The following is a 14780-nucleotide window of genomic DNA, read 5'->3' as shown; positions in this document are numbered from 1 at the left end:
CGATGCCGTAAGGTAACGGGATAATCGCCAATCAATAGCGCCCCCTTTAAGCTGGAAGCTCGCCCCGCCCTTGTAGCGCCGCCCGCACCTGCGCCACCCGCTCGGCCACCGTGCCCTCCACCAGTATGTACGGGATGCCGAAGTAGTCCAGCTGCATCAGTATCATACCGTGCTGAAAGCTGCGCAGTGCCTCGGGGCCGCGCCAGCCGTCCTGCTCGAAGGGCACGGTGGGCGCACACACGAAGGTGTGCGCGTAGCGCTGTCCGCACACCGCTGCCATGGCCTGCAGGGCCGGGTCGCAGCGGTGGAAATAGTAGTAGGAATAGAGCGCCGTGGTAGCCGCGTTGGTGTCGCAAAACAGCACGCCGTGGGCCTGGGTGGCAGCCTCATCCTCCAACTCGGCGTGGCGGCGGGCAATGTAGAGCAGGTCTTCGTAGCCGAGGTTGCCGTTTTTTTGCTCGTGCAGGGTACGGCCGTACTCGGGCACCCACACCGTGCCGCAGGCCTCGGCCAGCGCCGCGCACAGCGTCGATTTGCCGCTGCTTTCGGCTCCCAGAAAAACAACCCGGGGCACTTCGGCGGGCGGCACCACACCTAGCTGCGCCGCCACCAGCGGATGCAGGTAGCGGGCGTAAGCCGCTGGATTATCACGTACCAGCGTGCCTGATACGGGCACCTGCGCCCGGGCCGCATCCACGCTCACATGGGCCACCCCCAGGTGCTCGGCAAAGCCCGGCCCGTAGTCTTCGCTGGTGAATACCGCATCCACCGCCAAGCCCTGCCCGGCCAGCCACTGCCGCACAAACTCGCGGTGCGTGTAGTCGTCGGCCGTATCGAGTGGCACACCGTCGGCCTCAGCGGTGAGGGCGAATATGCGCAGCGGCGTGCTGCCGATGTGCAGCCCATCGGTCAGATTATCGCCCCGGTACAGTTCGCGCAGCCACTGGGCCCGCACCGGTGCTGGCATGGTTTCGGAGTCCGGGCCGTGCCCGGTAGGGTTGGCGTATACCAGCACCAACAGCTCGGCTACTTGCGCGGCAGCAGTTTCCAGTAGCAGCTGGTGGCCCCGGTGCGGCGGCCAGAACTTGCCGACCACAAGGCCGGTGCGGAGTGGTGGGGTCATGGATAGTCAGGAGGCCAATTGGCACGATGTAGAGACGCATATTTGCGTCTCAGCGTTGAACGGCAATTGTTGGAACGGCGCGGACGCTAAGACGCAAATATGCGTCTTTACTGCACCACCTTCAGCTCCGTGCGGCGCAGCTCGCGGCCCACAATGCGCACTAATTGGTACGCATCTGTGGTGGCGTCGTAGCTCAGGCCCACGCCGGTGCCGGTGCTGGGCAGCGGCGCATCGCCCAGCAGCTTGCCCTTGCCATTGTAGAGCGACACCTGCCCCGGCCCGGTTTCCGTGATGGCCACGATGCGCCGGCCATTGCCGAAGTCGAATAGCTGCACCGGCTTGTCTCCCGAGGTCACGAAGCGCTGGGTGAGCAGTGGCGCCGCCTGCGTGGGCAGGTACACGTCCAGCTGATTCCCATCCTCCCGGGTGATGACGAAGCTGCGGCCCCGGGCATCGGGCACCAGGTGAAAGCGGGCGGTGCGGCTCCAGGTAGCCACCCGGCGGCGGGTCAGAATATCACCGCTCAGGGTGAAGGTCAGCAGTTCGCCGTGCTGGTTTACGGCCATGAGGTGAGTGCGGCCCAGGGTGCTGCCGGGCTGCACCAGCAGGTTGCCAGCCAGCCGCGCCCCCAGGCTCAGGGGGAAGCCGGGAAACAGGTTGCCCTGCCCGTCGAAGGCATACACGTAGCCGTTCTGGAGCGGGGCCACCACCACGTCGCGCCCGCTCACGCTAAGCAGCGCGGGTTCGCCGGCTAATGGGAAATCGAGCCGCTTGGGCTGCCAGCCAGGGAAAAGGCGGCCTTTGGCATCAAGTAAAATCAGGTCGTTGCCGGCGGTGCGGGCCAGCAGGCGGGCGGGCGCATCGGGGCCGGTGGGGGCGGCCAGCAGCGCGGCCACGCGCACGGTATCGGGCAGGTTGAGGGGAAAGGGCAGTACGGCGCTGCCGTCGTTGGCCAGCAGGTGCAGGCGGTGGCCAGCCCCCAGCAGCAGGCCGCCCGGCACCCCGCCGCCACTGGGCAGCAGCGCTTGCCCCACGGCCGGCCCGGCCAGCGTATCAGACCACAACACCGCATTATCGGCACTCACGAAATGCAGGACATTGGCCGAATCCTGCACCGCCACGGCCGGAATGCGGGTGCCCAGCGCGGGCAACACCGTGGGCATCCCCACCAGTTCGTGCTTGAAATTCAGCACCCGGCCGTTGGCGGCCGCGCCGCCGGCCTGCGCCGTAGCGGGGCCCAGGTCGGGGTGGCGCAGCAGCAGCTGGGTATAATACTGGGCATCGGGCGCGGCCTCGTTCTCAGGCGGCACTAGCTGAAAGGAGAACTGCGGGAAGCGCTTGAACAAGGCCTCGTTGCGTAGCAGGCCGGCCCGCCGGTCTTCGGTGAGCACGCCCAGCAGGGCGTTCCAGCTGTTGCGCGTGTCCACGAAAATACTGAGGCGGGCGCGGGGCATCGTTTCCTGCAGGAAGGACACCTGGCTCGGGGTTTGGGCCCAGGTGCGGCCGGCCACCACATCGGCGAGGTAGCCGTTCAGGGTCAGCTCATCGGAAAGCACCAGGTAGTTGCCGACCAGCACGCCGGCGCTGGCCGTCACTTCCACAGCGCCGGGCCGGGCCGGGACCAACAACGGCCCCAGCACCGACGCCTCCGAGAAGCCCACGGGGTGGATTTCGTAGGGTCCCACTTTGGTAAAGGCCGGTGAGCTGCCCTCGATGCGGCGCAGCCGGGCCAGCCACTGCGCCGTGCGTGCCGGCGCCGGACAGCGCACAAACGCCAACCGCCCCGGCCGGCTGCCCGCCGCCACCGCCGCCAGGTAGCCAATGGCCATTTCGCCCCCGAAGGTGGTCCGCAGGCTGTCCAGCGCGGCGTTGTGCCCCAGTGAGTCGACCATCGGCGTACCGGGCCGTGGCCAGGTGCGGGCCGGCTGGGCGGCCAGGTGCAGTAGCATAGCCGTGCGCGTACTCATCAACTCGCTAAGGCCCAGCGGCTGCGCGGGCTGCCCCTTTAAGCGTTGCTGGAGCGTGCCCCGGGCCGTTTCGGGGTTCGAGAACCCCTGGAGTTGCACCCGACTACCGGCCAGCTTCACCCCCAGCAAGCCCTGCGACACCAGCCCCGTGAGTTGGTCGACCTGCCCGTGGGCATCGCGCCGAAACAGCACATCGAGAAACTGCGGCAGGCGGCGGTAATTTATCAGCAGCGAGCCATCCACGCCGCGCAGCTTCAGCAAATCGGTGGTGCCGAAGCTGGCCAGCACGGTGGGCGCATCGGGGTGGGCCAGGCGGCGCACGGCGGCTTCCACCAAGCTGGCATTGGTGCTGATGACGAGGTGGTTGCGGTAGTTGAAAACGGTGATTCCCAGCTCGGTGCGCTGCTCGGTGAGGACGGTCAGCTCCTGGCCTTCGTAGTCGCGGGTGGCGAGGCGGTAGCGGGCGTCGCGGCCCAGGGTTTCGAGCAGGCTGCGCACCTGCCGGTATTCGCTCACGCGGGCCAGCGGAATCTGGTAAAGCACGTCGAACTCGCCCGGCCCCGTCACGTGCACGGAAGTGATGACCAGCTTGCGGCCCAGCAGGTTGAGCACGGCGTTGCGCCGACGCGAGTTGCCGCCGGCCAGGCTGTCGGCCAGGGCCAGGTGGCCCGCTGCCTGCTGGAAATAGCGCACGGCCGTGAGGTTGTCCCACAGCTCGGTCTCCTGCAGGTGGCGCACCAGCGCGGGGTGGTCGTGGGTGCTGAGCACCAGCACGGCATCGTCGGGCACCAGGGCGTAGGGGTCGACGGGCACGGCCGCCAGCGTGCGCCGGTAGTAGACGTACGTGGCCAGCGTGAGCAGCAACAGCAGCGCGGTGAATAGCGCCAGAAGCTTTCGGGACATGCAGGGGCAGCGGATGACGGGCGACGAAAGTACGGCGGGAAGCGGGTTGGCGGATAAGCGCCAAGGCTCCCGCTTGGTTTGGAACGCCGCGCGCCACGTATCTTTCTGCTGAATACCACTCCCTATTTCGCAATGTATAATTGGCCTGCTGCATTCGCTGGCGCTGCCGCCCGGGTTCTCGGCGGGCTCACGCTGCTGGCCCTGCCGGCCTGCTTCCAGCTGCGCGAGCCCGAACCCTCGGCCACGGCCAGCGAGTGGATTCAGCCCACCCAGATTGATATTCTGCTGGCCAACTTCACCACCGCCGTGCAAAACGTGAACGTGGGCAACTACGAGCGCACTTTCAGCGGCCCCGACTACCGCTTCGCGCCCGACCCCACCAGCGCCGGTTCCTCGCCCGCCCTCTTCGCCAACTGGAGCGTACCCGAAGAAACCACTTACTTCAGCAGCCTGCGCCGCCGCACGGCCACCGGCACCACCAACACGCTCACTCTGAGCGGCCGCCGCGACCAGTTCTACACCACCGATTCGGCCGAAGTATCGGCCCTCTACCAACTCAAAATAACGCAGCAGGATACCGCTTTCCACGCCGGCCTATTGCAGGGCAACATGCGCCTGCTCCTGCGTCGTCGCAACAACGAGTGGCGCATTGTGGCCTGGCGCGACCAGCGCACCACCCCCGGCCTGTGCTGGACAGATTTAAAGAAATACTTCAGCTCGCACTGAGCTTGTCGCGGCGCAAAGCTTACCCTTTCCGCCATATTCGTATATTTCGCCTCATGAAACTGCCGTCCCGTTCCACTATCATGCTTTCGGGCATTGTGCTTGTGCTGACGGTGCCCGCGTGCAATCCCTTCGCCCCGGCTCTGGATGAGGTGCCCACCGACCAGAACGAGCTGCTGGGCAACCCCGTGTACGTGCGCGGCTTCTTCGACCGGTTTCGGTCGGCTTACCAGCTGCGCGATTCCACGCTCTACGGCCAGCTGCTCTCGCCCAGGTTCAAGTTCACCTACCGCGACTTCGCCGCCAACCTGGACCGCTCTTGGACCCGCGACGTGGACGCCAACACCACCTACCGCCTCTTCAAGGCCGCCCGCTCCATCAATCTGCAATGGACGCAGTACCTGCCCAGCTCCGACACGCTGGCTTCCGACACGCTGGCCAGCGTGGAACGCTCCTTTCTGCTCACCATCGAGCAGCGCGACGACGAGCGGTTTTCGGGCACCGGCACGGCCCGGCTGGTGCTGGTACGCAAGAATCGGAACGACCCGTGGCGCATGCGCAGCTGGTACGACCGCAGCGAATTTTAACCTTTTTCCGGCTTTTCATTGCGAGGCTCGCCGTCCACGGCGGGCCTTTTCGTTTTCTTTGGCAAAAATCTCCGTTCCCTTATGACCGAACCACAACCCGACCAGCCGCATTTCAAGCGGGCCATCAATCTTTTCGACGCCATTATGCTGGTCACCGGCAGTATGATAGGCTCGGGCATCTTCATCGTCTCGGCCGACATTGCGCGGCAGGTGGGCAGCGCCGGCTGGCTGCTGGTAGTGTGGCTGCTCACCGGCTTCATCACCATGGCCGGGGCCATCAGCTACGGCGAGCTGGCCAGCATGTTTCCCAAAGTGGGTGGGCAATACGTGTACCTGCGCGAAGCTTTTGGCCGCCTCACGGCTTTCTTGTATGGCTGGACGCTGTTTCTGGTAATTCAAACCGGCGTGATTGCGGCCGTGGCCGTGGCCTTCGCCAAGTTTACGGGTGTACTCCTGCCCTACTTCAGCGTGAAAAACGTGCTGTTTCACGCCGGCACCTTCGAATTTAGCAGCGTGCAATTGCTGGCCATTGCGCTCATCGTCGGCATCACGGCCCTCAACGCGCAGGGTGTGCGCACCGGCAAGCTCATTCAGAACGTGCTGGGCAGCACCAAGCTGGTGGCGCTGGCGCTGCTCATTGTCTTCGGCGTGGCGCTGGGGCTGAACCACGAGGCCATCGCCGCCAACTTCGCCGACCTCTGGACGGCCACCCGCTACCCGGCCCCCGGCGTGAGCGCCGCCCCGCTGCCCATCAGCGGCTACTCGCTGGTCATCGCCATCGGCATGGCCATGACGGGCTCCCTCTTTTCCTCCGATTCGTGGAACAACATTGGCTTCGCGGGCGAAGAAATCCAGAACCCCGAGCGGACGCTGGTGCGCAGCATGGCCATCGGCACGGCCATTGTCACGGCCCTCTACATCCTCATCAACGTGGTGTACCTGCTGGTGCTGCCCCTGCACGGCACCCCCGAAGCCGCCACGCTGGCCGGCCGGGGCATCCAATACGCCACCGACGACCGCGTGGCCACCGCCGTAGCCGAATCGGTGCTCGGCAAGGCCGGCGCCTATGTTATGGCCGTGCTCATCATGCTCAGCACGTTCGGGGCCAATAACGGCATCATTCTCAGCGGCTCCCGCGCCTATTTCGCCATGGCGAAAGACGGCCTATTCTTCCCCGGCCTGGCCCGGCTGAACGGGGCCGGCGTGCCCGGCCGCGCCCTGTGGGCGCAGTGCCTGTGGGCCAGCCTGCTCTGCCTCAGCGGCTCCTACGGCCAGCTGCTCAACTACGTGATGTTCGCCGTGATTCTGTTTTACGTGGTCACCATCATCGGCATTTTCGTGCTGCGCCGCACCCGGCCCGAGGCCCCGCGCCCCTACCGCGCCTGGGGCTACCCGCTGGTGCCGGGCCTCTACGTGGTGCTGGCCAGCGCCTTCTGCCTCATTCTGCTCATCGCGCCTGACACGGCCGAATTCTCGCGCCGAGGGCTGGGCCTGGTGGCGCTGGGCCTGCCGGTGTATTTCCTGTTCGGCCGCCGCTTCGCGGGCAAGGCCGAGGCTTAGTACGTAGTAGTTGTCATTCCGACGCAGGAGGAATCTGAGTTAATCTGCTCAAATGACCTCTCTCAGATTCCTCCTGTGTCGGAATGACAAACGCCCATTTCAATAGCACACAAAAAGGCCTCCTAATGCGGGAGGCCTTTCCTTTTTCTAACAACTCCGCCAGCGGTTTAGCGGCGCTTGCGGCTGGCTTTGGCGCGGGGCGTGAGGGTCACGTTCACGGGCTTGCTGCCGCTGTTGCGCACTTCTTCGTCGTCGTAGCCGCCATAGCCGTAGATGAGGGTATTGTCGCCGCTGGGTACTTCCAGGGTGTAATTACCGTTGGCGTCGGTGCTGGTGCCTTTGCTGCTGCCTTTCAGCAGCACGGTGGCGCCCACCAGCGGCCGGCCGTTCTCATCCTCAATCTTGCCCGACATGGTAACGGTGGTGGGCGCAGCGGGCTCGGGGGCAGCCACGGGCGCGGGCGCTGGGGCGGCTTCCACGGGGGCAGGCGCGGCGGCAGCTACGGCTGGCGCCGCTGCCGGGGCGGCAGTGGTTGCAGCAGTAGTCGTGGGTTTCACTACCGTTTTAGTAGTGGTTTTGGCAGTGGCTTCTTCGGCAGCGGCCGGGGCTGCTTTGAGGCCAGCAGCAATGCTGTCGGCTGAGGTGGGTGCGGTGGCCGTCACGGCGGCATCATCGAGCATAAAGCTGGGCGTGACGGAAGCCAGGCCGTTGCCGCCGCCTTTGGGCAGGGCCACGTAGACCAGTATCAGGGCCAGAATTACGCCCACCAGAATGTAGGTCAGCTTGTTGTTGCCACCCGATACAACGTCCTCATCCTGAGCATCCAGGTTCGGATTGTAAGGCTCGTTTTCAACCTTGGGTAGATTTTCTGAATTCATCGTTAAAAAAGTAATGGGTGGGTTAATACTTGCGCGGGATTTATTTCTTGGTCAAAGCCACCTATCCAAATAGGCTGCGCAAGTTAAGCTTTTGCGACGTTATCTGCCGCAGCCATACTTTTTTTTGATTCGGCAAATTCGAGCCTCCAGCGCTGTGCCTTCGCCTGTTGCCAACTCTACCCCTTAGCGCGCTGGTGGCTAGGACAATAAGAAAGCCGGGCCGGAGCCGCCGGACCGTAGTCTCAGCAGGCTCCGGCCCAGCCGGTCAGTCATTGCTCCCAGTGCTTTGCCAGAATACCGGCAGCAGCTTATACGTCGCTGATGGTTTCGCCGTCGTTGGCGGGCCTGGCGGGGCCACTGACACCTTTTTCGCCGAACTTCTGCTCCCGGGTGCGCAGGTTGTGGTCCAGCTCGTAACTGCCTTCGGCTTCGAAACCCGGACCCTGGGCCTGCTCGCCGGCATTGGTGTGGTCGTTGCCGCCCTGGGGGCTGGTTTCGGAGCCGACAATGTGCAGGTTCTCGAGCTGGTCTTTCTGGTTGCTGCGCTGGGTGTAGCCGTTGGCGCCTATGTTGCGCAGGGCCGTAGGGTCGCCGCTGGCTTTGTTGTTGCTTTGGTCCTGCTGGTAGTCCTTTTCTTTTTCCAGCTTTTCGTTTTTCGCAGTGTCTTTGTTTTCAATGATGTTGGCGTGTTCGCCTTCGTTGGGGTCGGTGCCGTCGCCGGAGATGTTATCGGGTATCATAAGCGGGGAAGTCTGAGGTTGAAGTGTCTCCGGCTTACGCAGGCCTCGGCAATGCGTTACGCCCGGTGCAGGCTTATTTGCTGGCCATGGTTGCGGAGTCGGGGTGCTTCTGGTCGTTCAGGCTCCAGTTGTAAGGATAGTATTCGACGGTGTACCAGGTAGGAATGCGGCTGTTTTTGCGGAACTGGTTGACGTACATCACCCCCGAATTGCCGCTGGCGCGGAAGTCGCTTTCGTACCACTGAAAAATTTCCGGCAGCCGCACGACTTTCTTCGCATCGTCCACCTGCACATAGCTGGGGTCGAGCAGGGCAAACCGGGCCTGGTTATTCAGCTGCGCAAACAGGTCTTTGCCAACGTAGGCGGTGCGGCTCAGGCGGGGGCAGCTGTTGGTGCCGCACACCAGGGCAAAGTGCAGGCGCGGGTCGTCGTAGATTTTACGGAGCTTGTCGGTTTCAATCTGGTCAAGGGTTAGCATTTCGCGCCCAACGCGCATCCGGACTCGGTTGAAAAAGCCGGGCATGTCCTGCACCGAGGTGAGCGGGTAGTTCTTCAAGACTTCACCGATTACCAGGATGTTGTAGGCATTCAGGTAGAAGGCGTACTGGTCAGCTGCTTCGGCTTTGGTCACATCAAAATCGGCAATATTGCTCAGCAGTGCGTCCAGCATTTCGGGGCTGTGCTGCAAGGCCTCGTAGCTCACCTTGCCTTCCTTGTTCACAAATTTTTGCAGGAAGGCCGTGGTCTGCACTGTGATGGATACGGCCGTGAGTGGCTCATTTCCGCCGGCCACCGCCTTTCCGCCCAAAACCAGTATCAGCAGCACGGCCCAAAACATTCCGAAAATGGAGCAGGTAGATTTCATAATGTAGTAAGCTGAACAAGTGTTTACTGACCCGAAACTTACTGTCGCGCGGGGGCATCAGTTTTATACTGATTCAACATTCCCATTTTGAAACAGTGCGTTTTTTCTGTTTCAGCCATTCCGCGCTGAATTGCGAGTTGAGTGGCATTTCATTCCAAAAAATAGTCTGGCATTTTTTGGCTTAGCCTGTCATTCCAGCCAATTTGATGGTCGGAATCCACACTTTCTGGCTACGAAGTACTGGGCGCACCCGCGGTGGGCGGAGCCAGCCAGAGGCGGCGCGTAGAGCGGCTTGGCGCACCTGCAGTCACGGTGCGGCCGGCCAGCCTTGTCGCTACATTTGAGGCCGGACATTTCTTCTCTCCACCATGCACCTCGTCATCCTTGGCAACGGCATTACCGGCGTGACGTGCGCCCTGACCGTGCGCCGGCTGCAGCCCGAGGCCCGCATCACGCTGGTATCGAGCGAAAGCGCCCACCACTACTCCCGCACCGCGCTGATGTACGTGTACATGGGCCACCTGCGAGCGCAGGACATCAAGCCCTACGAAGACTGGTTCTGGGACGAGAACCGGCTGGCCCTGGTGCATGCCACCGCCACCGCTCTCAACACCGCCGAAAACCTGCTCATCCTTGACAACAGCACCACCCTCGCCTACGACCAGTTGCTGCTGGCCACTGGCTCCGAAAGCAAATTCTTTGATTGGCCCGGCCAGCAACTGGCCGGCGTGCAGGGCCTGTATGGCTTGCCAGATTTAGAGGCCATGACCCGCGACACCCACGGCATCAGCCGGGGCGTAGTGGTGGGTGGCGGCCTCATCGGTGTAGAGCTGGCCGAGATGCTGCACAGCCGCGGCATCGAGCCCGTGGTGCTGGTGCGCGACGCTCGCTACTGGGCCTCGGTGCTGCCACCGGAAGAGGCCAACCTAGTGGACCGCCAGTTCCAGGAAAACCACGTTTCGGTACGCTATGGCACCGAATTGCGCGAGATTCTGGCCAATGCACAGGGCCGCGTGCGCGCCGTGGTGACCACAGCCGGCGAGGAAATAGCCTGCCAGTGGGTGGGCCTGGCCACCGGCGTGCGGCCCAACCTCACGCTGGCCAAAACGTCAAACGTAGAAACCGACCAGGGCATACTGGTCGATGAGCTCCTGCGCACCAACGTGCCCAACGTATTTGCGGCCGGCGACTGCGCCCAGCACCGCCGGCCCGGCGCGGGCGAGGTGCCCATTGAGCAGCTCTGGTACACCGGCCGCATGCAGGGCGAAACCGTGGCCCACACCATCTGCGGGCAGTCCACCCCCTACCGGCGCGGCATCTGGTTCAACTCGGCCAAGTTCTTTAACCTCGAATACCAGACCTACGGCCACGCCCCAGCTGCCCCTACGCCCGGCCTCACCAGCTTCTACTGGGAGCACCCCAATTGCCGAGCCGCGGTGCGGGTGTATTTCCGGAGCGAGGCGCCGCACGCCGTGGTGGGCTTCAATGCGCTGGGCCTGCGCCTGCGCCACGCCGTGTGCGAGCAGTGGATTGCACAGCGCGCACCCGTTGCCACAGTCATCAGCCATTTCGGCGCAGCCAATTTCGACCCTGAGTTTTTCCCGCAGCACGAAAAGGCCATTGTGGCCGACTTCAACCGGCAGTTTCCGGAACAGCCAGTGGTACTAAAGCAGCGCAAGGGACTTTTTGCGCGTCTGTAGCCTTCGTCACTCAACTTTTTTTCTGTGGATTTCTCCAAGCTATACCGTCCCTCGGCCCTAAACAGCTTCCAGTTCATCGCCCTCACGGGCCTGCTGATGAGCGCCGGGGCACACCTGATTCTGCATTTCTTCGTGGGCCACCAGCCGGCGGGCTTCAATTGGCTGTACGTATGCTGGTCAGGCTTTTATATTGTGGGCACGCTCATCAATCTCTTCGGCAAGCCCGATGAGCCGCACCATCATTAAATCAGTTAACAGTGAGCAGTTATCAATCATCGACTGTTAACTATTAATTGTTATCTGCTCACTGTTAACTGCTAACTGAATTTGCTTACCCCGCCCCTTCCCGTGTCGTCGCCCGCCGAAAAGCTTATGCTGGCCGTGGTAGCCGGCGGCCTGCTGGCCCTGCTTCTGGCCCTGGCCGATGCCGACCCCAGCCGGCGCAACAGTTGGTTCTGGCTGGCGGTGGGCCTGGTGAGCGCCGGCACGCTGGCGTGGAGCTGGCTGAAATATGGCCGGCAACCGGCTGGCGTGCGGCAGAACAACCTATGGTTGCGGGCCAGTACCGGCCGCGGGGCTGTGGCTTGGGTCACGGGCCTGGTGCTCACAGGCTTCTACGTAGTTCTGTATTGGTTCAGCAACGACGATGGCCAGGGCAATTTCGGCCTGCTCACCAACCTGGTGCATCCGCTCGACGGCCTCAGCCAGGCGCTGCGCGCCCGGCCAGCCGACCAATGGTTTCTCTACGGCACCTTCTACACCCTGGCCGTGCTGCTGATGGGCGGACGCGCGCTGTGGAAATACCGGCACTCGCGCTACCAGCTTATCCGCACCGTTTCGGTCATGTTTTTCCAGTTGGGTTTTGCGTTTTTGATTCCCGGGCTGCTCCAGTTTTTCCAGCAGCCGGAGTTTTATTTCAGCTACTTCTGGCCGTTGAAATACGACTACCTGTTTCCCGGCACGGTTACTTCGCTGCTGCAAAAGGGCGGACTAGGCGTGTTCATGGTGTTCTGGGGCGCGGTGATGTCGTTGGTGGCTACGCCGGTGCTCACCTATTTCTACGGCAAGCGCTGGTACTGCTCGTGGGTGTGCGGCTGCGGCGGGCTGGCCGAAACCGCCGGCGACCCCTACCGCCACCTCTCCGACAAAAGCCGCGTTGCCTGGCGCTGGGAAGTGCGCATCATCTACCCCGTGCTGGGGCTGATAGTTGCCATCACGGCTCTGCTGTGGGTACATTTTGCCACCGGCGGCACGCTGCTGGGCGCGGCCGGCAACGTGGCGGCCAAGTGGTACGGCTTCGCTATCGGTTCGGTGTTTTCGGGGGTGATTGGCGTGGGCTTCTACCCCATTATGGGCTCACGCGTGTGGTGCCGCTTCGGCTGCCCCATGGCGGCCTACCTGGGCCTGCTGCAAAAGCATTTCTCCCGCTTCCGCATCAGCACCAACGGGGCGCAGTGCATCTCGTGCGGCAACTGCTCCAATGTGTGCGAAATGGGCATCGACGTGCAGCAATACGCCCAGCGCGGCGCGCCCATCGTTCGGGCCTCGTGCGTGGGCTGCGGCATGTGCAGCACCGCCTGCCCCCGCGGCGTGCTCAACCTGGAGAATGGCCCGCGCGAAGGCCGCACGCAAGCCTCGCCGCTCATTCACGCAGACTCGCTGAGGATTTTGAGTTAGCTGATTCAGGAGCTGAAGCTGTTTAAAACCGCGCCTGTAAATAGGGCCATGTGAAATAAATAACCGCCCCTTGCAGCAGCGTCAGCATCAGGGTGACGCTCCAGAAAGTAGCTTTCCGGTTTTTATGGTGCAGCAGCAAAACAGCCGCCCACGCACCGGGGGCCGCGCCCGGCAGCGTAGCTAGGTGCAGCGTTTTCTCGGCAATGCGCCGCTGGTTGCGCCGCGCCTTGCGTTTGTCCAGGGCGAACAGCAGGAAACACAAAAGGTTGAAAAACAACAGGCAGCTCAAGAGTATTTTCATGATGTGGGAGGCGGGCCTTGCTGATTGGCTTGCTCTGGGTTTCGGCCTGGTTAGTTGCAGCCCGGGGCTGAGCCGATTGGGCGGATTCAACAAGGGAAGACGGAGTAACCGAGTGGTCGCAACCTCACCGCGCCCGAATATTTTCCGGTTGGTTTAGCAAAGCTGGGGCAAATTTTCCGAAACTTTATTCCGGGCCTACGGCTGGTTTGAGAGGACTTATTCCCCGACCTTTGCCACCACCCTGCACCTGATGCCCGTGTATAAAGCCCTCGCCAAACCCCTCCTTTTCAACCTCGACGCCGAGCGCGCCCACCACCTTGTTTTCGACAACCTTCGCCGCGCGGCGCGGGTACCGGGCACGTCGGCGCTGCTGCGCGCCCTCTACGATTTCCAGCACCCCAGCCTGGAGCGCGAGGTTTTTGGGTTGAAATTTCCGAACCCGGTGGGGCTGGCGGCGGGGTTTGACAAGAACGCAGCCCTCACGGATGAGCTGGCCACGCTGGGTTTCGGCTTCGTGGAAATTGGGACGGTGACGCCCCGGCCGCAGCCCGGCAACCCGCAGCCACGCCTGTTCCGGCTGCCGCAGGACGAGGCCCTGGTGAACCGCATGGGCTTCAACAACGACGGGGCGGCCGTGGTGGCGGCGCGGCTGGCCCGGCGGCGCAACCGCCAGCTCATCATCGGCGGCAACATTGGCAAGAACAAGGATACGCCCAACGAGCGCGCCGCCGACGACTACGTGGCCGGCTTTGAGGCCCTGGCCGAGGAGGTCGACTACTTTGTGGTGAACGTGAGCTCGCCCAATACGCCGGGGCTGCGCCAGCTGCAGGAGAAAAAGCCGCTCATCGAACTCCTCCAACAGGTGCAGGCCCGCAACCTAAACCGCGCCAAGCCCCACCCGTTACTGCTCAAAATCGCCCCGGACCTGACCGATTCCCAGCTCGACGACATTCTGGAAATAGCCCGCGAAACCAAGCTGAGCGGCCTGGTCGCGACTAATACCACCATCAGCCGCGACAACCTAAACACCGAGCCGGGCTACGTGGCCAGTCTGGGTGCGGGCGGCCTGAGCGGCAAGCCCCTGCGGGCCCGGGCCACCGAAGTCATCCGCTACCTGCACCGGAAATCTGACGGCGGGCTGCCGATTATTGGCGCGGGCGGCATTCATTCGGCGGCCGATGCACAGGAGAAGGTGGCCGCCGGGGCCACGCTGATTCAGCTCTATACCGGCTTTATCTACGAAGGGCCGGCGCTGGTGAGCCGCATAAACCGGAGCCTGGTGCGGGGCTAGCGCGATGCGCCCACGCAGATACCCCAAAAAGGCAAGCGGCACGCCCAGCACCGCAACAAAGAGCCAAAGTTAAGCGCGCTGGTCCTTGCCAGGCAATTGGCTATGCGGGCCCTATTTTTTTTTGCACGGACGGAAAGAGGATAAAAAGCGCGCCGTTTAGGTGGTTAGCCCGAAAATAAAATTCAAGAAAAGCGGGCCAAAATAAAGTTAACATGACCGATGAATGGCTGGGCGTAACAATGCCGTATTTTTGCACCATGCTTCAACCAAAAAACTTGTTGATGAAGCGTGGAACCTCGCTTGGCAGAGACCCACGAATGGACCGGAAGGTCTTCTCCGCCATCGGTTTTTCTAGTTTTGCCGCTGGTATTTCCGTTGTTTTTTCCGGGTATCGCCCCGCCGCCGTTTCGGATTCCGAAACGGTTTTTTTATGCCCGCTGAGTTCGTTAACTGCTGCGTTCACTA

The 14780-nt window shown here is 62.8% G+C and carries 13 protein-coding genes; 7 read left to right on the top strand and 6 right to left on the bottom strand.

Annotated elements, in window-relative coordinates; translation table 11 throughout:
- Nucleotides 1-46: 46 nt before the first annotated feature.
- Nucleotides 47-1123, bottom strand: a complete 1077-nt coding sequence (locus I7X13_RS02430) for an AAA family ATPase (RefSeq protein WP_198074206.1) — start codon at nucleotides 1121-1123, stop codon at nucleotides 47-49.
- 107 nt (nucleotides 1124-1230) lie between these two features.
- Nucleotides 1231-3993, bottom strand: a complete 2763-nt coding sequence (locus I7X13_RS02425) for a hypothetical protein (protein ID WP_198074205.1) — start codon at nucleotides 3991-3993, stop codon at nucleotides 1231-1233.
- Between the two features lie 132 nt (nucleotides 3994-4125).
- Between I7X13_RS02425 and I7X13_RS02420 the strand changes: the two genes are divergently transcribed.
- From I7X13_RS02420 to I7X13_RS02410, 3 genes are all read left to right on the top strand, one after another.
- A complete protein-coding gene (locus I7X13_RS02420) occupies nucleotides 4126-4719 on the top strand; it encodes a hypothetical protein (RefSeq protein WP_198068179.1) in 594 nt (197 codons plus the stop codon).
- Nucleotides 4720-4772: 53 nt separating this feature from the next.
- Complete coding sequence (locus tag I7X13_RS02415; protein ID WP_198074204.1) at nucleotides 4773-5303, top strand: hypothetical protein; 531 nt, start codon at nucleotides 4773-4775, stop codon at nucleotides 5301-5303.
- Between the two features lie 81 nt (nucleotides 5304-5384).
- Nucleotides 5385-6863 (top strand): APC family permease, encoded by a 1479-nt coding sequence (locus I7X13_RS02410; RefSeq protein ID WP_198074203.1) that lies wholly within the window; start codon nucleotides 5385-5387, stop codon nucleotides 6861-6863.
- 167 nt (nucleotides 6864-7030) lie between these two features.
- On the opposite strand, the gene I7X13_RS02405 is transcribed toward I7X13_RS02410, so the two are convergent.
- The 3 genes from I7X13_RS02405 to I7X13_RS02395 form a co-directional block, all read right to left on the bottom strand.
- Complete coding sequence (locus I7X13_RS02405; protein WP_198074202.1) at nucleotides 7031-7741, bottom strand: carboxypeptidase-like regulatory domain-containing protein; 711 nt, start codon at nucleotides 7739-7741, stop codon at nucleotides 7031-7033.
- 308 nt (nucleotides 7742-8049) lie between these two features.
- The gene (locus I7X13_RS02400; RefSeq protein WP_198074201.1) at nucleotides 8050-8481 is read right to left on the bottom strand and encodes a hypothetical protein; all 432 of its coding nucleotides are present in this window, start codon (nucleotides 8479-8481) and stop codon (nucleotides 8050-8052) included.
- 73 nt (nucleotides 8482-8554) lie between these two features.
- Entirely contained in the window at nucleotides 8555-9346 is a 792-nt protein-coding gene (locus I7X13_RS02395; protein ID WP_198074200.1) for a DUF547 domain-containing protein, read from the bottom strand.
- Nucleotides 9347-9714: 368 nt separating this feature from the next.
- Here I7X13_RS02395 and I7X13_RS02390 point away from each other — a divergent pair, with 368 nt between their 5' ends.
- The 3 genes from I7X13_RS02390 (at nucleotide 9715) to I7X13_RS02380 (ending at nucleotide 12723) form a co-directional block, all read left to right on the top strand.
- Entirely contained in the window at nucleotides 9715-11046 is a 1332-nt protein-coding gene (locus tag I7X13_RS02390; RefSeq protein WP_198068173.1) for an NAD(P)/FAD-dependent oxidoreductase, read from the top strand.
- Between the two features lie 24 nt (nucleotides 11047-11070).
- A complete protein-coding gene (locus I7X13_RS02385) occupies nucleotides 11071-11292 on the top strand; it encodes a hypothetical protein (protein ID WP_198068172.1) in 222 nt (73 codons plus the stop codon).
- Nucleotides 11293-11394: 102 nt separating this feature from the next.
- Nucleotides 11395-12723 (top strand): 4Fe-4S binding protein, encoded by a 1329-nt coding sequence (locus I7X13_RS02380; RefSeq protein WP_317191514.1) that lies wholly within the window; start codon nucleotides 11395-11397, stop codon nucleotides 12721-12723.
- A 22-nt stretch (nucleotides 12724-12745) separates the two neighbouring features.
- Here the strand turns inward: I7X13_RS02380 and I7X13_RS02375 are convergent, their stop codons facing one another.
- Entirely contained in the window at nucleotides 12746-13024 is a 279-nt protein-coding gene (locus I7X13_RS02375) for a DUF1294 domain-containing protein (protein ID WP_213019007.1), read from the bottom strand.
- A gap of 256 nt (nucleotides 13025-13280) precedes the next feature.
- On the opposite strand from I7X13_RS02375, the gene I7X13_RS02370 reads away from it, so the two are divergent.
- Nucleotides 13281-14315 carry a quinone-dependent dihydroorotate dehydrogenase gene (locus I7X13_RS02370; protein ID WP_198074580.1) on the top strand — a complete coding sequence of 345 codons (1035 nt, stop codon included), beginning with the start codon at nucleotides 13281-13283 and terminating at the stop codon, nucleotides 14313-14315.
- Nucleotides 14316-14780 lie beyond the last annotated feature (465 nt).

Origin of the sequence: Hymenobacter negativus, from assembly GCF_016056375.1 — a bacterium.
Taxonomy (GTDB): Bacteria; Bacteroidota; Bacteroidia; order Cytophagales; family Hymenobacteraceae; genus Hymenobacter; species Hymenobacter negativus_A.
The sequence above is the reverse complement of the archived record's forward strand: the minus strand, read 5'-3'. Positions and strand labels throughout refer to the sequence as shown.